Source organism: Aminobacter sp. 01T433 (assembly GCF_056398585.1).
Window position 1 is genome coordinate 16,037 of sequence record NZ_JBFTPR010000005.1, and the last position, 15,111, is coordinate 31,147.

Annotated in this window: 14 protein-coding genes; 2 read left to right on the forward strand and 12 right to left on the reverse strand. The window is 62.7% G+C overall.

Translation table 11 applies throughout. From position 1 onward, the window contains the following. Nucleotides 1-206: 206 nt before the first annotated feature. The 7 genes from AC1DLV_RS09305 to AC1DLV_RS09335 form a co-directional block, all read right to left on the reverse strand. Complete coding sequence (locus AC1DLV_RS09305) at nucleotides 207-569, reverse strand: MmcQ/YjbR family DNA-binding protein (protein ID WP_476785083.1); 363 nt, start codon at nucleotides 567-569, stop codon at nucleotides 207-209. Nucleotides 570-595: 26 nt separating this feature from the next. Further along, complete coding sequence (clpB, locus tag AC1DLV_RS09310) at nucleotides 596-3,199, reverse strand: ATP-dependent chaperone ClpB (RefSeq protein ID WP_476799266.1); 2,604 nt, start codon at nucleotides 3,197-3,199, stop codon at nucleotides 596-598. 216 nt (nucleotides 3,200-3,415) lie between these two features. Further along, nucleotides 3,416-4,249, reverse strand: a complete 834-nt coding sequence (locus AC1DLV_RS09315; protein WP_476799267.1) for a DUF4167 domain-containing protein — start codon at nucleotides 4,247-4,249, stop codon at nucleotides 3,416-3,418. 309 nt (nucleotides 4,250-4,558) lie between these two features. Further along, complete coding sequence (gene prmC, locus AC1DLV_RS09320) at nucleotides 4,559-5,413, reverse strand: peptide chain release factor N(5)-glutamine methyltransferase (RefSeq protein ID WP_476799268.1); 855 nt, start codon at nucleotides 5,411-5,413, stop codon at nucleotides 4,559-4,561. Further along, nucleotides 5,406-6,485, reverse strand: a complete 1,080-nt coding sequence (gene prfA / locus AC1DLV_RS09325; protein WP_476799269.1) for a peptide chain release factor 1 — start codon at nucleotides 6,483-6,485, stop codon at nucleotides 5,406-5,408. The genes prmC and prfA overlap by 8 nt, the downstream gene beginning before the upstream one ends. Next, nucleotides 6,482-8,758 (reverse strand): phosphoenolpyruvate--protein phosphotransferase, encoded by a 2,277-nt coding sequence (ptsP, locus tag AC1DLV_RS09330; RefSeq protein WP_476836155.1) that lies wholly within the window; start codon nucleotides 8,756-8,758, stop codon nucleotides 6,482-6,484. Before ptsP ends, prfA begins: the two co-directional genes overlap by 4 nt. 76 nt (nucleotides 8,759-8,834) lie before the next feature. Beyond that, nucleotides 8,835-10,088, reverse strand: coding sequence for an aspartate kinase (locus AC1DLV_RS09335; protein WP_476799271.1), 1,254 nt, complete (start codon nucleotides 10,086-10,088; stop codon nucleotides 8,835-8,837). A 195-nt stretch (nucleotides 10,089-10,283) separates the two neighbouring features. On the opposite strand from AC1DLV_RS09335, the gene ubiG reads away from it, so the two are divergent. Further along, on the forward strand, nucleotides 10,284-11,030 hold the full coding sequence (gene ubiG / locus AC1DLV_RS09340) for a bifunctional 2-polyprenyl-6-hydroxyphenol methylase/3-demethylubiquinol 3-O-methyltransferase UbiG (RefSeq protein WP_476799272.1): 747 nt from the start codon (nucleotides 10,284-10,286) through the stop codon (nucleotides 11,028-11,030). A gap of 64 nt (nucleotides 11,031-11,094) precedes the next feature. On the opposite strand, the gene AC1DLV_RS09345 is transcribed toward ubiG, so the two are convergent. The 5 genes from AC1DLV_RS09345 to AC1DLV_RS09365 are packed head-to-tail and all read right to left on the reverse strand — an operon-like array spanning nucleotide 11,095 to nucleotide 14,181. Next, nucleotides 11,095-11,796 (reverse strand): hypothetical protein, encoded by a 702-nt coding sequence (locus AC1DLV_RS09345; protein WP_476799273.1) that lies wholly within the window; start codon nucleotides 11,794-11,796, stop codon nucleotides 11,095-11,097. A gap of 5 nt (nucleotides 11,797-11,801) precedes the next feature. Then, entirely contained in the window at nucleotides 11,802-12,227 is a 426-nt protein-coding gene (locus AC1DLV_RS09350; protein ID WP_476799274.1) for a DUF1178 family protein, read from the reverse strand. Beyond that, complete coding sequence (locus AC1DLV_RS09355; RefSeq protein ID WP_476799275.1) at nucleotides 12,224-13,090, reverse strand: carbon-nitrogen hydrolase family protein; 867 nt, start codon at nucleotides 13,088-13,090, stop codon at nucleotides 12,224-12,226. Before AC1DLV_RS09355 ends, AC1DLV_RS09350 begins: the two co-directional genes overlap by 4 nt. A gap of 15 nt (nucleotides 13,091-13,105) precedes the next feature. After that, a complete protein-coding gene (gene grxC / locus AC1DLV_RS09360; protein WP_476799276.1) occupies nucleotides 13,106-13,369 on the reverse strand; it encodes a glutaredoxin 3 in 264 nt (87 codons plus the stop codon). A 26-nt stretch (nucleotides 13,370-13,395) separates the two neighbouring features. Beyond that, a complete protein-coding gene (locus tag AC1DLV_RS09365) occupies nucleotides 13,396-14,181 on the reverse strand; it encodes a ComF family protein (RefSeq protein WP_476836168.1) in 786 nt (261 codons plus the stop codon). Nucleotides 14,182-14,237: 56 nt separating this feature from the next. Between AC1DLV_RS09365 and AC1DLV_RS09370 the strand changes: the two genes are divergently transcribed. Beyond that, nucleotides 14,238-15,110, forward strand: coding sequence for a methyltransferase domain-containing protein (locus AC1DLV_RS09370; RefSeq protein ID WP_476799277.1), 873 nt, complete (start codon nucleotides 14,238-14,240; stop codon nucleotides 15,108-15,110). The last annotated feature ends 1 nt before the right edge of the window (nucleotide 15,111 follow it).

Here is a 15,111-nt window from a genome sequence, read left to right on the forward strand (position 1 = left end):
ACCGCCCCCAAGGCGATCCCGGTGGAATCATGATTATCCACCGTCATCAAATAACGATCTGCTAACCCTTCCAACATGAACGCGGCATGAAAATGACCGCATTTCTAGAGCCTGTTTCATTCCGATAGAATCGGAATGGGGCTCTATCTTCTTGGTGGAGCATGATCTTTTCCGAAAACCGGTTCCCGCCTTTCGGGCATCATGCTCTATGCGGGCAAGCCAAGCTGCTTGCGCGTTGCCTTGGGAAGTTTTGCGGCGATAAGACGATGGCTTTCGCGGAGGTAGTCCTTGAGACCTTCCCCATCCATGCTCTCGTCGTTCTGGCGCTGGATCCATGTCATGCCGCGCGAGGCGAGGTAAGGTGCGGGCCTGAGCCCGGGCTGCTCCTTGAGGATGTCAAAGGCCATTTCGGAGCATTTGAAGGTGACGGCAAGCGCTTCGCCACCGCCAAAGCCGCCGATGGCAAACACCTTGCCGCCCACCTTCCAGACATGAGCGCCGCCCCATTGCACCACATGGGTGGTGTGGGGCAGCGAGGCGCAGAAGCCGTTGTATTCGTCCAAGGTCATTCTGCGCCCCGCCAGTATTGCTACACTTAAGCTGCGGCTTCCGTCACCACGGTCGGCTTGGAGCGGAAGTTGAGCCGGTCCGAGCCCGCCGTGATCTTGACGGTCGAGCCGTCGAGGATTTCGCCGAGCAGGATCTTCTCGGCGAGCGGGTCCTGCAGCTCCTTTTGCATGACGCGCTTGAGCGGGCGTGCGCCATAGGCCGGGTCGTAGCCCTTGTTGGCGAGCCAATCGATCGCGTCCTTGTCGAGCGACAGAGTGATCTTGCGGTCGGACAACAGCTTTTCGAGCCGCTTGAGCTGGATCTCGACGATCTTGCCCATGTCCTGGCGACGCAGGCGATGGAACAGGATGATCTCGTCGACGCGGTTCAGGAACTCAGGGCGGAACGACGACTTGACCACGCCCATGACGTCGTCGCGAACCTTGTCGACATCCTCGCCCTCGCCCAGTGCCACCAGATATTCTGCACCGAGGTTGGAGGTCATGATGATCAGCGTGTTGCGGAAGTCGACGGTGCGGCCCTGACCGTCGGTCAGGCGGCCGTCGTCAAGCACCTGAAGCAGCACGTTGAAGACATCGGGATGCGCCTTTTCGATCTCGTCGAACAGGATCACCTGGTAAGGCCTGCGGCGCACGGCTTCGGTCAGCGTGCCGCCTTCCTCATAGCCGACATAGCCGGGAGGCGCGCCGATCAGCCGGGCCACGGAGTGTTTTTCCATGAACTCGGACATGTCGATGCGCACCAGCGCATGCTCGTCGTCGAACAGATAGTCGGCGAGCGCCTTGGTGAGCTCCGTCTTGCCGACGCCCGTCGGCCCCAGGAACATGAACGAGCCGATCGGCCGGTTCGGATCCTGCAGCCCAGCACGTGCGCGCCGCACCGCCTTGGACACGGCCTGCACGGCCTCGCCCTGGCCGACGACGCGAACGCCGATCTCGTCTTCCATGCGCAACAGCTTCTCGCGCTCGCCTGCCAGCATCTTGTCGACAGGGATACCGGTCCAGCGCGACACGACATGGCCGATATGCTCGGGCGTCACGGTCTCTTCGACCATGGTGCCGCGGCCTTCGAGCGCTTCGGCCTCGACGAGCTTCTTTTCGAGCTCGGGGATGCGGCCATAGGCAAGCTCGCCCGCCTTTTGGAACTCGCCCTTGCGCTGAGCGATGGCGAGTTCGTTGCGTGCTTCTTCAAGCTTGCCCTTGAGGTCGGCGGCGAGCCCGAGCTTTTCTTTTTCCGACATCCACTGGCTGGTCACCTGGGTCGACTCTTCCTCGAGCCCGGCCAGCTCCTTTTCGAGCCGTTCGAGACGATCGCGGGAGGCGTCATCCTTCTCGATCTTGAGCGCTTCGCGCTCGATCTTCAGCTGCATGATGCGGCGGTCGATCTCGTCGAGGGCCTCGGGCTTGGAATCGATCTGCATGCGCAGCCGCGAGCCTGCCTCGTCGATCAGGTCGATCGCCTTGTCGGGCAGGAAACGGTCGGTGATGTAGCGGTTGGACATCGTGGCGGCTGCGACCAGCGCCGAATCCGAGATGCGGACCTTGTGGTGCTGTTCGTATTTCTCCTTCAGCCCGCGCAGGATCGAGATGGTGTCCTCGACGGTCGGCTCCGAAACGAAGACCGGCTGGAAGCGGCGGGCAAGGGCGGCATCCTTTTCGACATGCTTGCGATACTCTTCAAGCGTGGTGGCGCCAACGCAATGCAGCTCGCCGCGCGCAAGGGCGGGCTTCAGAAGGTTGGACGCGTCCATCGCGCCATCAGCCTTGCCAGCGCCGACCAGCGTGTGCATCTCATCGATGAACAAAATGATGCCGCCGGCAGCCGCGGTGACTTCCGAAAGCACGGCCTTCAGCCGCTCCTCGAACTCGCCGCGATACTTCGCGCCAGCAATCAGCGCGCCCATGTCGAGCGCCATCAGCTGCTTGTCCTTCAGCGATTCCGGTACGTCGCCATTGACGATGCGCGAAGCAAGGCCCTCGGCGATGGCGGTCTTGCCGACGCCCGGCTCGCCGATCAGCACCGGATTGTTCTTGGTCCGGCGCGACAGGACCTGGATGGTGCGGCGGATCTCGTCGTCGCGGCCGATGACCGGATCGAGCTTGCCGGCACGGGCATCCGCCGTCAGGTCGCGGGCGTATTTCTTCAAGGCGTCGTATCCCTGCTCGGCAGTTGCCGAGTCGGCGGTACGGCCTTTACGGATTTCATTGATCGCGGCATTGAGCGCCTGCGCCGTGACGCCCGCCTTGGCGAGTATCTCGGAGGTCTTGGCCGACTTCTCGACGGCAAGCGCAGTCAGCAGACGTTCGACGGTGACAAAACTGTCGCCGGCCTTCTTGGCAAGGTCCTCTGCTGTCGAAAACACCTTGGCGAGCGGCTGGGCCATATAGAGCTGGCCGTTGCCGCCCTCGACCTTCGGCAACGCATCGAGCGCTGCCTCGACGCCAAGCTTGACGTCGCCGGCGCGGCCGCCGGCGCGTTCGATCAGCGAGGCGGCAAGGCCCTCGTCGTCGTCGACAAGGACTTTGAGGATATGTTCGGGGGTGAACTGCTGGTGGTTGCGCGAAAGCGCCATCGTCTGGGCGGACTGGATAAAGCCGCGGACGCGCTCGGAGTATTTCTCAAGATTCATTCTATGTCTCCATTCCGTACCCGGCCCGCTTGGCGGCACCGGTTAGGCTCAAGGTGACGGATCCGCCCAAAAGGGCCGGACCCAACTGAGCGTGATATGGTGAGTAGGACGATATCCCTCAAGGTGCATTGATCGAAGTCAAAAAACAAAAACGGCGAGGAATTTCTCCCCCGCCGTTTTGACGATTTCACGATGTTCCGGTTACCCGGCCAAGCTTTAGCTCTCGACGGCGGCAAGTCCGGTGTCGGCAGCGGGCGCTTCGCCCTCTACCGCAGCTTCGCCTTCGGCGCGGGCGCGTTCGCCACGGCGAGGACGGCGGCTGCGACGCGGAACTTCCACTTCGCCTTCAGCTGCCACAATCGCCTGTGCCTCGACCACCGGTGCAGCTTCAACCTGCGCTGCCTCGACCGGCGCTGCCTGAACCGCCTGCACGGCTTCAACTTCAGCCTGCTGGGGCTCTGCCTGCTGGTCAGGCTGGCGACGTTCGGGACGACGGCCCTCATTGCGGGGGCGGCGCTCGCGGCGGCCTTCACGCGGCTGGACTTCGCCGGCAGCTTCCGGATTGAGGGCGACCTCTGCCGGCGTGCCTTCGATGTCAGGCTGCGGGCCGGTGCCGTTGACAACCGGCTGCGGCTGGACATGAACCTGCTGGGCCGGAGCCTCGGCAAAGTTGTTGCCGCTCATATCGTCGTCGCGCTCGTCATCCATGTCGGAATCGAACTCGTCGCGGCTCTGTTGTTGCTGCTGGATCGGCATCTGCGCCATGGCGGCGGCAATGATGCGATTGTAATGCTCTGCGTGCTGGAGATAGTTTTCGGCCATCACCCGGTCGCCGGAGCTGTGCGCGTCTCGCGCCAGAGTGGTGTATTTTTCGGCGATCTGCTGCGCGGAGCCACGGATCTTTACATCAGGACCGTTGCTCTCATAGTTGCGCGTAAGCGGGTTGGGACCCTTGCGGTTGTTATTGTTGCCGTTGTTATTGTTATTGTTGTTATTGTTATTATTGTTATTACGACCGCGCATGCGCCTATTCTGCTGTTGTGGCCTCATCAGATTCTCTTTGTGTTGAAGTCTAACCCGAACGGGGGCACTTAGGCGGCCTGCCGTTTCGTAACTTTCCGCCGGTGATCGCCCGCAACATTCTTGCGTCGGCGCCACATGCCATCCTGTTTCGGTTTCATGTCACTTGCCGGACGATCCCCGCACGAAGCTAGAGCGTCGTCTACGCAAGAAGGCAGCTAGTTTCGAAGGAAACCGAATCGTTAACAGCACTGCCTGCTTCGTCTCATCCGGTTGCCGGAACCTAGCGGCATTCACTTTCCTTGCCAAGCGGTTTTTTGCGGTGCCGAAAGGCCATGGTCAGCGCCGGAATACGAGCACCCGGTCGTTGCCACCCAAGTCCTTGTGCTGGGCGAACAAAATGTAACCGGCCTGCTCGAATATCTCAGTCACGTCGCGCCGCTGGTCGTGCCCGATTTCGAGCCCGACAAGACCATCTTTTTCAAGATGGCGCGCGGCACCCGACGCGATTGTTCTGTATGGCTCAAGACCGTCCGGGCCGCCGTCGAGCGCGCGGCGCGGATCAAAATTGCGAACCTCGTTCTGCAAATCCTCGATCTCTAGTGAAGCTATATAGGGAGGATTTGAGACTATTAAATGGTGAAGACCATGAATCTCAGCAAACCAGTCGGATTTTTTTGCTGAAAAGCGCGCGGCAACGCCGAGCTGGGCGGCATTGGCCGCCGCGGTCGCCAGCGCATCGTCGGAAACGTCGACGCCGATCGCCACGGCTTTCGGCTCCTGGGTGACCAGCGCGAGCGCAATCGCACCGGTGCCGGTGCCGAGATCGAGAATGCGGCAGATGCCCGCGCGCGCCGCAGTCTCGTGGACGAAGGGCAAGACCGCATCGACCAGCGTCTCGGTGTCGGGGCGCGGCTCCAGCGTCTCGGCGGAGAGGTTGAGGCGCATGCCGTAGAATTCGCGATAACCCAAGATGCGGTGGACGGGTTCGCCTGCGATACGGCGATCGAGTGCTGCTTCGATCTCGGCGACCTGCCCGACGAGCCTGTCGGGCGACGAAATCGCATCGGTGCGCGTCGTGCCGGAAAAATGTTCGACGATCAGCCGTGAATCAAAGGCCGCGTCGGTTATGCCCGCGCCGGCGAGCCGCTGGCGTGCGTGGCGCAGGAGTTCGCCGAGTGGGCGCTCAGCCATCCGAGCCCATATCAGCCAGAAGCTTGGACTGATGATCGGAGATCAGCGCGTTGATGACTTCGTCGAGTTCGCCCATCATCACCCGGTCGAGCTTGTAGAGCGTCAGGTTGATGCGGTGGTCGGTCAGGCGCCCTTGCGGGAAATTGTAGGTGCGGATGCGCTCTGAGCGGTCACCAGAGCCGACCTGCGATTTGCGCGATGACGAACGTTCCTCATCGGCGCGGCTGCGCTCCATGTCGTAGAGGCGCGCGCGCAGGATCTGCATGGCGCGTGCGCGGTTCTGGTGCTGCGATTTTTCGGCCTGCACCACCATGATGCCGGTGGGCAAATGGGTGATGCGCACGGCCGAGTCGGTGGTGTTGACGTGCTGGCCACCTGAGCCCGAGGCGCGCATCGTGTCGATGCGGATGTCTTCGGGGCGGATGTCGATATCGACTTCCTCGGCTTCCGGCAAAACGGCAACCGTCGCAGCGGAGGTATGGATACGGCCACTGCCTTCGGTCGCCGGCACGCGCTGGACGCGGTGGACGCCGGACTCGAATTTCAGATGGGCAAACACGCCCTTGCCCGAGACGGTGGCGATGATTTCCTTGAAGCCACCGGCGTCGCCGTCGCTGGCGGACGCCACTTCGAAGCGCCAGCCACGCGAGGCCGCGTAGCGCTCATACATGCGGTAGAGGTCGCCGGCAAACAATGCCGCCTCGTCGCCCCCGGTGCCGGCACGGATTTCGAGGATGGCGTTGCGCTCGTCGGCTGCGTCCTTGGGCAAAAGCAGGATCTGGATTTCCTGCTGGAGGCTCTCGATGCGGTCTTTAACCTCGGGCTTGTCCATTTCGGCAAGCGCACGCATTTCGGCATCGGTGCCCTTGTCGGACAGCATCGCCTCGAGATCGGCAAGCTCCTGCTCGGCCCCGCGCAGCTCGCGGATCTTGGCGACAAGCTCCTGGATGTCGGAATATTCCGACGCGAGTTTGACATAGACGTCGGGCGCAGGCCCGGCAGCCATCTGCGCTTCGAGCATCTCGAAGTTCTTGACGACTTGGTTCATTCGGTCATGGGGCAGGCTGATCATAATGGTATGGAACGGTCGTCCGCAAAGGCCTGAAGCAGCGCGCGCATCGGCAGGCTAGCGGCAGGACCGGAAAGGTTATCGTCGAAGAAGGACTTCAACTCACCGAGAGGAAGCTCGGTCAGCATGGCCTTGACCGGCCCGATGGAGGCCGGCGACATGGAGATCGAACGGTAGCCAAGACCAAGCAGCGCCATCGCCGAGATCGGCTTGCCGGCAAGTTCGCCGCACAGCGTGACAGGCGTGTGGTTGCGCAAACCGGCATCGGCGATCTGCTTGAGCACCCTCAAGAAGGGCACCGACAGCGGGTCGAAGCGATCGGCAAGCTGCGTGTTGCCACGGTCGGCGGCCATGACGAACTGGAACAGGTCGTTGGAGCCGACCGAAACGAAATCGACCGCCTGCATGAGCTCATCGAGCTGCCACAACAGCGACGGCACTTCGACCATGGCACCGAGCTTGAGGCTCGTCGGAAGATGGTGAGCGAAGCGCGACAGGTGCCTAACCTCGCGGTCGATGATCTCGCGTGCCTGGGCGATCTCGCCAAGCTCGGTGACCATCGGCAGCATGACCTTGAGCTCGCGCCCACCGGCCGCCTTGAGCAGCGCGCGGACTTGCGTGCGCAAGAGGCCCGGACGGTCGAGCGTGAGCCTGATGGCGCGCCAGCCAAGGGCGGGGTTTTCTTCGTCCTGCCCCGAGCCCTTGAAATAGGGCAGTACCTTGTCGCCGCCGATGTCGATGGTGCGGAAGGTGACGGGACGACCGCGCGCGATGTCGAGCACGTCGCGGTAGAGCTTTTCCTGCGCTTCGGCGCGCGGGAAGGTCGAGGCGACCATGAACTGCAACTCGGTGCGGAACAGGCCGATGCCCGCGGCACCCGCCTCGGCGAGCTGCGGCAGGTCGACGGCAAGGCCGGCATTCATCAAAAGGTCGACAGCGATGCCGTCCTTGGACTGCGAAGGCTTCTTGCGCAGCTCGCGATAGAGCTCCTGCCTGCGGGCGCGGAAGCGCACTTTTTCGGCGTAGGCGGCTTCCAGGTCGGCCTGCGGGCGCAGATGGACCGTACCCTCGACGCCATCGACGATGATGGGGTCGCCGTTTTCCGCCATGGAAACGGCGCCCTTCATCTGGCCAGCGACGGGAATGCCCATGGCGCGCGCCACGATGACGACGTGGCTGGTCGGCGCACCGTCCTCCAGCACCAGGCCGCGCAGCCTGTCGCGCGGATAGTCGAGCAGTTCGGCAGCTCCCATCGAGCGCGCAACGATGATGGCGTCCTTAGGCAGAGATTCAGCGATCGTCTCGGGGCCACGGCCCATGAGCTGGCGCAAAAGGCGGTTGGCGAGATCGTCGAAATCGCTCATCCGCTCGCGCAGATAAGGATCGGTCATGTGCAGCATGCGCGCACGCATGTCGCTTTGCACTTTTTCGACGGCAGCTTCAGCCGTCAGGCCATTGCGGATCGCCTCTTCGAGCCGCCGCACCCAGCCGCGATCGTTGGCGAACATGCGATAAGCTTCGAGAACCTCGCGATGCTCGCCCTCGAAGGCGACGTCGCGGCGTTCCAGCATGTCGTCGATGGACAGGCGCAGCGAGCCGAGCGAATCCTCAAGCCGGCGCAGTTCCTCGTCGCTGTCTTCGTTAAACAGGTTGGTGACGACGATACGAGGCTCGTGCAGCACGACATGGCCAAGGCCCACACCTTCGTTGAAGGCAATGCCGGTGAAGCTCGCCGGGCGCGACATATCGAGTTCAAGGCCAGGACGGCTCAGGCGGCCGATGTCGCCGGATGCGATCATTTCGGCGATGACCATGGCGGTGGTTTCGAGCGCCTCGATCTCGTCGTCGCGGTAGTGGCGCATGGTCTTGTTCTGGACGACCAGGACGCCGAGCGTGCGCCCTGCCCTCAACACCGGAACGCCGAGGAAGGAGTGGTAGATCTCCTCGCCCGTCTCCGGCAGATAGGCGAAGGCGGGATGTTCCTGGGCGTTGGACAGGTTGAGCGCGCGCGCACTCGCCGCGATCGTACCGACCAGGCCCTGGCCCAGACGCAATTGCGCAAGGTGAACGGCGTTCGGGTTCAGACCGACGGTGGCGTAGAGCTCAAGCACCGAGTCGGCGCGCAGCACATAAAGCGAGCAGACTTCGGCCACCATGTTGGCGGCGATATCGCGCACGATCCTATCGAGCCGTTCCTGTGGCTCGAGGGGCTCCGCCATCAACTCGCGGAGCCGTTTCAGAAGTACGCGCGGCCCAGCGGCCATGTCACGTATCATTCACCGTCTCCAATGGTTTGGACCCGGCGCTGCACATGCTGCACGCCGGCAACGCGGTGACGCTCGACTCCTAATACTACTGCTTATCGAGACCGTAGACGGAATGCAAAGTGCGAACAGCAAGTTCCGTGTAGGGACCGTCGATCAGGATGGAAATCTTGATCTCGGAGGTGGTGATGGCGCGGATGTTGATACCCTTGGCCGCCAGCGCCTGGAAGGCGGTTGCGGCAACACCGGCATGGCTGCGCATGCCGATGCCGATGACCGACACCTTGGACATGCCCTCGTCGTGCTGGACCGCGTCATAGCCGATGTCGGGGCGGATCTTTTCAAGCACGGCGAGTGCCTTGTTCACGTCGCCCGAAGGCACGGTGAAGGTCATGTCGGTGAACTTGCCGTCCTCGGAGATGTTCTGGACGATCATGTCGACATTGATGTTGGCCTCGGCCAGCGGCCCGAAGATCCCGCCGGCGACACCCGGCCGGTCAGCGACACGGCGCAGCGAGACCTGAGCTTCGTCCTTGGCGTAGGCAATTCCGGTGACGACCTGCTGTTCCACGATTTCATCCTCGTCACAAATGAGAGTACCAGGCGGGTTGAGGAAATCCCCCATGCCGGGCGCATCGGGATCCTCGAAGGAAGAACGCACGAAGGTGCGGACCTTGTGCACCATGGCGAGTTCGACCGAGCGGACCTGCAGCACCTTGGCGCCGAGCGAAGCCATTTCGAGCATTTCTTCAAACGAGATGCGCGACAGGCGGCGCGCCTTGGGCTCGATGCGCGGATCGGTAGTATAGACCCCATCGACATCGGTGTAGATATCGCAACGATCGGCCTTCACCGCTGCAGCGATTGCGACAGCCGAGGTGTCGGAACCGCCACGGCCGAGCGTGGAGATGCGATTGTCCGGGCCAATGCCCTGGAAGCCGGCGACGACAGCAACCTGGCCTTCCTGGAAACGCTTGATCAGGAACGAGCCGTCAATGTCGAGGATGCGGGCCGCACCATGGGCGTTGTCGGTCTTGATCGGGATCTGCCAGCCCTGCCAGGAGCGCGCATTGACGCCGATGTTCTGCAGCGCAAGGGCCAAAAGACCGGCGGTCACCTGTTCGCCCGAGGCGACAACGGCATCATATTCGCGGGCATCGTGCATCGGCGAGGCGTCGCGGGTCCAGGCGACCAGTTCGTTGGTCTTGCCGGACATGGCCGAAACAACGACGGCAACCTCGTGGCCCGCGTCAACCTCACGTTTGACATGGCGCGCGACGTTGCGGATTCGGGCGATGTCGGCGACGGATGTCCCGCCGAATTTCATCACGATGCGCGCCATAGAAGCGAAATGCCCTTGCCATATACGCCGGCCCCAAGGGGGCCGGAAAATGAGTGAAAACACCGATGCTTGGCACGGTGCCGAATGCGCGGCCTGCATAGCCAAAACCGTCAGCTTCCGCAAGGCGCGGAAATTGTCGCCTTGACAATCCGGGCGCCAGACCCGACTTCCTTGCGCTCGAAGGAGACCACATCAATGCCAGATCCCCGCCCATCGACCATCGATGCCGGAGAAGTCGAGCGGTTCTCAGCACTCGCCGCCGAATGGTGGAACCCCAACGGCAAGTTCCGCCCGCTGCATAAGTTCAATCCCGTGCGCCTGGGCTATATCCGCGATCAGGTCGCGACACGCTTTGGCCGCGACACCCACGCCGCGCGGCCATTCGAAGGCTTGCGCATCCTCGACATCGGCTGCGGTGGCGGCCTGTTGTGCGAGCCAATGTCGCGCCTGGGCGCTGAAGTTGTCGGCGCCGACGCGTCCGCGACCAACATCGAAGTAGCGAAGATCCATGCGGCCGAAGCCGGCGTGACGGTGGATTATCGCGCCACGACAGCCGAAGACCTGGCCGATGCGGGCGAAAAATTCGACGTCATCCTCAACATGGAAGTCGTCGAGCACGTCGCCGATGTCGAGCTGTTCGTCAAGAAATGCGGCGAAATGGTCAAGCCCGGCGGCATCATGTTCGTTGCCACCATCAACCGCACCTTCAAGGCCCTCGGCCTTGCCATCGTCGGCGCTGAATATGTGCTGCGCTGGCTGCCGCGCGGCACCCACCAATACGGCAAGCTGGTACGCCCCGAAGAGCTCGACAAGGCGCTTGTGGGCGCTGGCCTCGCCACCATCGACCGCACCGGGGTGACCTACAACCCGCTCTCCGATCGCTGGCAGAAATCCCGCGACATGGACGTCAACTACATGGTGCTGGCGGAAAAGGCGGCCTGAGGCCGCCTCTCCCGTTGCAGCGAAGTTCGGGATCAGGCGTCGAGTGGCCGCTTCCTAGCCAGGCTCAGCTAGGTCCAGCTGACTTCCTTTTTCTGGCTCTTCGCCGATGCAGCCAACTGCCTGTCACAATAACGAAATTGACCAGCCACCCTAGCACGCCATTCCGCAGGAAAACCGCGCGGTAGTCTTCGCTACGTCGCCGATCAAAGCCCTCGTTACTCAGGTCCGGCAACGAATGGAGGATGGCCTCGACCCCATGGCTGTCGATCCCATCCGGAAATTTACGCGCAAACGCCAATTCTCTGCGCAGGCAGATTTGTTCGACCCGTTCCCGGACGGCCTCCTCGTAGCCAACCCCCATACGAAACAAGCGCGCGTGGGTTGCTTCGTGCACGATGACCGAGGCAATCAAATCGGGTGCTGTCGTTTCCACGAATTGCTTGTCGAGATCGCAGGTCCAGCCTAAGTGCCTGAAGCGGCCGACACTTCCGGGGATCGCCCACACCCAAATCTGCTCCAAGTCGCGGATCAGGCGGCTATAGCGAATGGGATCATGATCGCGGATAAGATTTAAGGCAGTCTCGACTCGCTCCACATTGGCCATCTCCGATGCGAGGACCTGCACGCCGTCGATACGGCGCGTGTGGTGTGACTTAGATATCAGCCACTGCAGGAACGGAAAGACGATGCTTGGACGTGCTGATTTGGGCTTGCAGGCAGCCGCTGGCTGCTGAGGTTTCAGCATTTCCCCGGCGCCTTCGGCCATGAACGTCAGTTCCGGTCGTCGGGGAATACCGGGAGCGGCATGAAGTCGATGCCGTCTTCGGCGAGGCCCTTGGCCTCGTCGATGGTCGCAGCACCGTAGATGCCTCGCGCTTCGGTCTCGCCGAAATGGATCTTGCGCGCTTCTTCGGCGAATTTGTCACCGACATTTTCGGCGTTCTCACGCACCTTTTCGGACAGCTCCTTGAGTGCCGCCATCATCTTGCGCTGCTGCTCGCCCATGGCGAGCGCAACCTTTTCCTGCTTGCGCGAGGTCGAGACGGCAGGCGCCATCAGCGCCTTTTCGATCTTCTGCGAGCCGCATTCGGGGCAAGAGACAAAACCGCGCTTGCGCTGGGTCTCGAAGTCGTCGTTGCTGCGGAACCAGCCTTCAAAGTCATGCGCATGGTCGCAATGAAGCGAAAAGCGGATCAAGATGCGGCTCCTCTGAGCGCCCCCTCGCCGGCTCGGCGAAGCGACACGGCGAATTCGCGCGCGTTCTTCAGGTTCGGGATCTTCTTGCGCGCGTCAGCAGAATGACGCGTATCAATCTCGGCTATGATGACGCCGGGCTCGTCATGCGCTGCCTCGGCGAGAATGCGGCCCCACGGATCGATGATCAGCGAGTGACCGAAGGTCTCGCGGCCGTCCTCGTGCTTGCCACCCTGGGCCGAAGCGATGACGAAGGCGCCGTTTTCGATGGCGCGCGCGCGCAACAGCACATGCCAATGGGCAAGGCCAGTCTGGCGTGTGAATGCAGCGGGAGCGGTCAACAGCTCGGCGCCAGCAAGAGCCTCGGCACGGAACAGCTGGGGGAAGCGCAAATCGTAGCAGATGGCAAAGCCGATCTTGGCAAGCGAGGTGTCGGCGACGACAGCCTCGGTGCCGGGCTCGTAGGCCGAGGATTCGCGCCAGCTCTCGCCATTGTCGAGATCGACGTCGAACATGTGGATCTTGTCGTAAACGGCGAGTGTCGAGCCATCCGGGCCAAACAGGAAGGCGCGGTTGGCGAGCTTGCCGTCGGCGCGCACGATGGCCGTCGACCCGACATGCAGGTGGATGCCGAGCTCAGCGGCGAGCTTGCGGCCGCTCGCAACGATCACGTCGCGATCTTCCGAGGTGAAGGCCGCGGCCCGCGCATCCTTGTCGCCAATGATGGCGCCAGTCATTTCGGGCGTCTGCACATAGGTGGCACCGAGGCCAGCTGCCTCGCGGACCAGTGCTTCGAAATCGCGTGCGTTACGCTCAGGCTCCTTGCCCGAACGCATCTGCACTGCTGCCGCCTTGAAAATCGCCATGGTCCGTCCTCAGTTCTATGCGCCGGTTGCCAAAAGGTCGTCGAGCCTGCCTTGCGCATCGAGCGAATGCAGGTCGTCACAACCACCGACATGGGTGTTGCCGATGAAAATCTGCGGGAACGTCGCGCGGCCATTGGCGCGCGTGATCATTTCCTGCCGAAGCTCAGGCGAGAAGCTAGCGTCATGTTCGGTGAATGCAACGCCCTTGCGTTCCAAAAGCCGCTTTGCCGCCGTGCAGTAGCTGCACATCATGCGCGTATAGATAGTCACATCGACCATGGCGAAAATCCGTTGTCCTTGGTCGACTATATAGTGTCTGCCTCGTCGGGCCGGAAGTCCCCTGGCAGCACACGCGCGAAAGTCAGCACGTCGACGGCACTCGCCCCGCTTTTCTTGAGCGCGCGGGTAACCGAAGCAACTGTGGCACCAGTGGTGTAGACGTCATCGACGACGAGCACCCGCCTGCCCCTGATGTCGATCTCGGCCTCAAGGGGCACAGCGAAGGCCGCCCGCACATTGTCTTCGCGCTCGCGCTGGCCAAGGCCGATCTGCTGGCGCGTGCGCTTGACGCGGCGCACTGTGGTCGGCGCGAAAGGCACGCCGGAGAGCGAAGCAATGGTGCGGCCAAGCTCCGCCGACTGGTTGAACTGGCGCCAGAAGAAACGGCGCCAATGCAGCGGTACCGGCACCACGACCTCCGCGTCGGCGACGAGTTCGGCACCCGCGCGCAGCATCCAGCGCGCCATCCATGGAGCCAGATCGGTGCGGTCATGGAACTTCAGGCCCTGCACCATGCGGCGGGCGACACCGGAGTAAGTGACGGCGGCCCTCGCCCTGGCAAAAGGCGGTGGATCGGCGATTGCCTCGGCGGAAAGGAAGCCTGTGCCGAAATCATGGCTGAACGGCGTGCCCATCACCTCGCACCAAGGCTTTTCAAGAAACCGCAGTTTTGGCCAGCAAGCGCCGCATAGCGCGCCTGGCTGCGTCACCTGACGGCGGCAGCCGGCGCATACCGGCGGAAACAGCATCCGCGCCGGCCAAGCGGCGACTGACAAAGCGAGGCCCTTGATCTCCGGCATCGGATCGGCCACGACAGTTCGAGGTCGGGCGACCATAACAGAAACCCGGCGAACAAGGACATCCTGACGTGCAAGCCATTTTCGACGCCAACCTCGTGATCGCCCACCGCCGGCGCGCATTGGCACAAGCAGTGGCCGGCGCCGACTTCCTGATGGCACGCGCCGCCGAAGACCTCACTGAGCGGCTTTCGACGGTCGAGCGCAAATTCGAGCGCGGTGCGGCCATTTTCTCGGTCAGCCCGGCGGCGATGGCGGTGCTCGCTGCCAGCGGCAAGGTCAAGGAACTGGTTCGCGTCGAGGCCGACAAGAGCTTTCTCGGTGGCGGGCCGGGTATCGTCTCCGATCCCGAGACCATCGCGCTGGAACCGGCCAGCATCGACCTCGCGGTGTCGCTGTTGGCGTTGCAGGAGGCCAACGACATCCCGGGCCAGCTGATCCAGATCCGCCGCGCACTGAAGCCGGACGGGCTGTTTCTTGGCGTTCTGGCCGGGGCGGGCACGCTCGTCGAGTTGCGCGAGAGCCTGCTTGCGGCGGAAACGGAAATTTTGGGCGGCGCAAGTCCGCGCGTCATTCCTTTCACCGACGTTCGCGATGCCGGCGGGCTGTTGCAACGCGCGGGATTTGCCCTGCCCGTCGCCGATGTCGATACGGTGACGGTGCGCTACGACACGATGTTCGGGCTGATGGCCGATCTCAGGGCGATGGGGGTTACCAGCTCGCTTTCCGACCGGTCGCGCAAGCCGGCGACAAGGCGGCTGTTCCAGCGTGCTGCAGAGATTTATGCCGAACGCTTTTCGGACCCTGACGGGCGCGTGCGGGCAAGCTTTTCGTTCATCTGGCTGTCGGGATGGGCGCCTGATCCGTCGCAGCAAAAGCCGCTCAAACCGGGTTCAGCACAGGTGTCGCTCACCAAGGTGCTTGGCGAGGAAGGCAAGAAGTAGC

Bases quoted from the DNA above. Each gene is read 5' to 3' on its own strand.
- AC1DLV_RS09315 (WP_476799267.1), bottom strand. From the start codon at position 4,249: ATGAGGCCACAACAGCAGAATAGGCGCATGCGCGGTCGTAATAACAAT.
- AC1DLV_RS09345 (WP_476799273.1), bottom strand. From the start codon at position 11,796: ATGGCCGAAGGCGCCGGGGAAATGCTGAAACCTCAGCAGCCAGCGGCT.
- prmC (WP_476799268.1), bottom strand. From the start codon at position 5,413: ATGGCTGAGCGCCCACTCGGCGAACTCCTGCGCCACGCACGCCAGCGG.
- ubiG (WP_476799272.1), top strand. From the start codon at position 10,284: ATGCCAGATCCCCGCCCATCGACCATCGATGCCGGAGAAGTCGAGCGG.
- prfA (WP_476799269.1), bottom strand. From the start codon at position 6,485: ATGATCAGCCTGCCCCATGACCGAATGAACCAAGTCGTCAAGAACTTC.
- AC1DLV_RS09355 (WP_476799275.1), bottom strand. From the start codon at position 13,090: ATGGCGATTTTCAAGGCGGCAGCAGTGCAGATGCGTTCGGGCAAGGAG.
- clpB (WP_476799266.1), bottom strand. From the start codon at position 3,199: ATGAATCTTGAGAAATACTCCGAGCGCGTCCGCGGCTTTATCCAGTCC.
- AC1DLV_RS09335 (WP_476799271.1), bottom strand. From the start codon at position 10,088: ATGGCGCGCATCGTGATGAAATTCGGCGGGACATCCGTCGCCGACATC.
- AC1DLV_RS09305 (WP_476785083.1), bottom strand. From the start codon at position 569: ATGACCTTGGACGAATACAACGGCTTCTGCGCCTCGCTGCCCCACACC.
- ptsP (WP_476836155.1), bottom strand. From the start codon at position 8,758: ATGATACGTGACATGGCCGCTGGGCCGCGCGTACTTCTGAAACGGCTC.
- grxC (WP_476799276.1), bottom strand. From the start codon at position 13,369: ATGGTCGATGTGACTATCTATACGCGCATGATGTGCAGCTACTGCACG.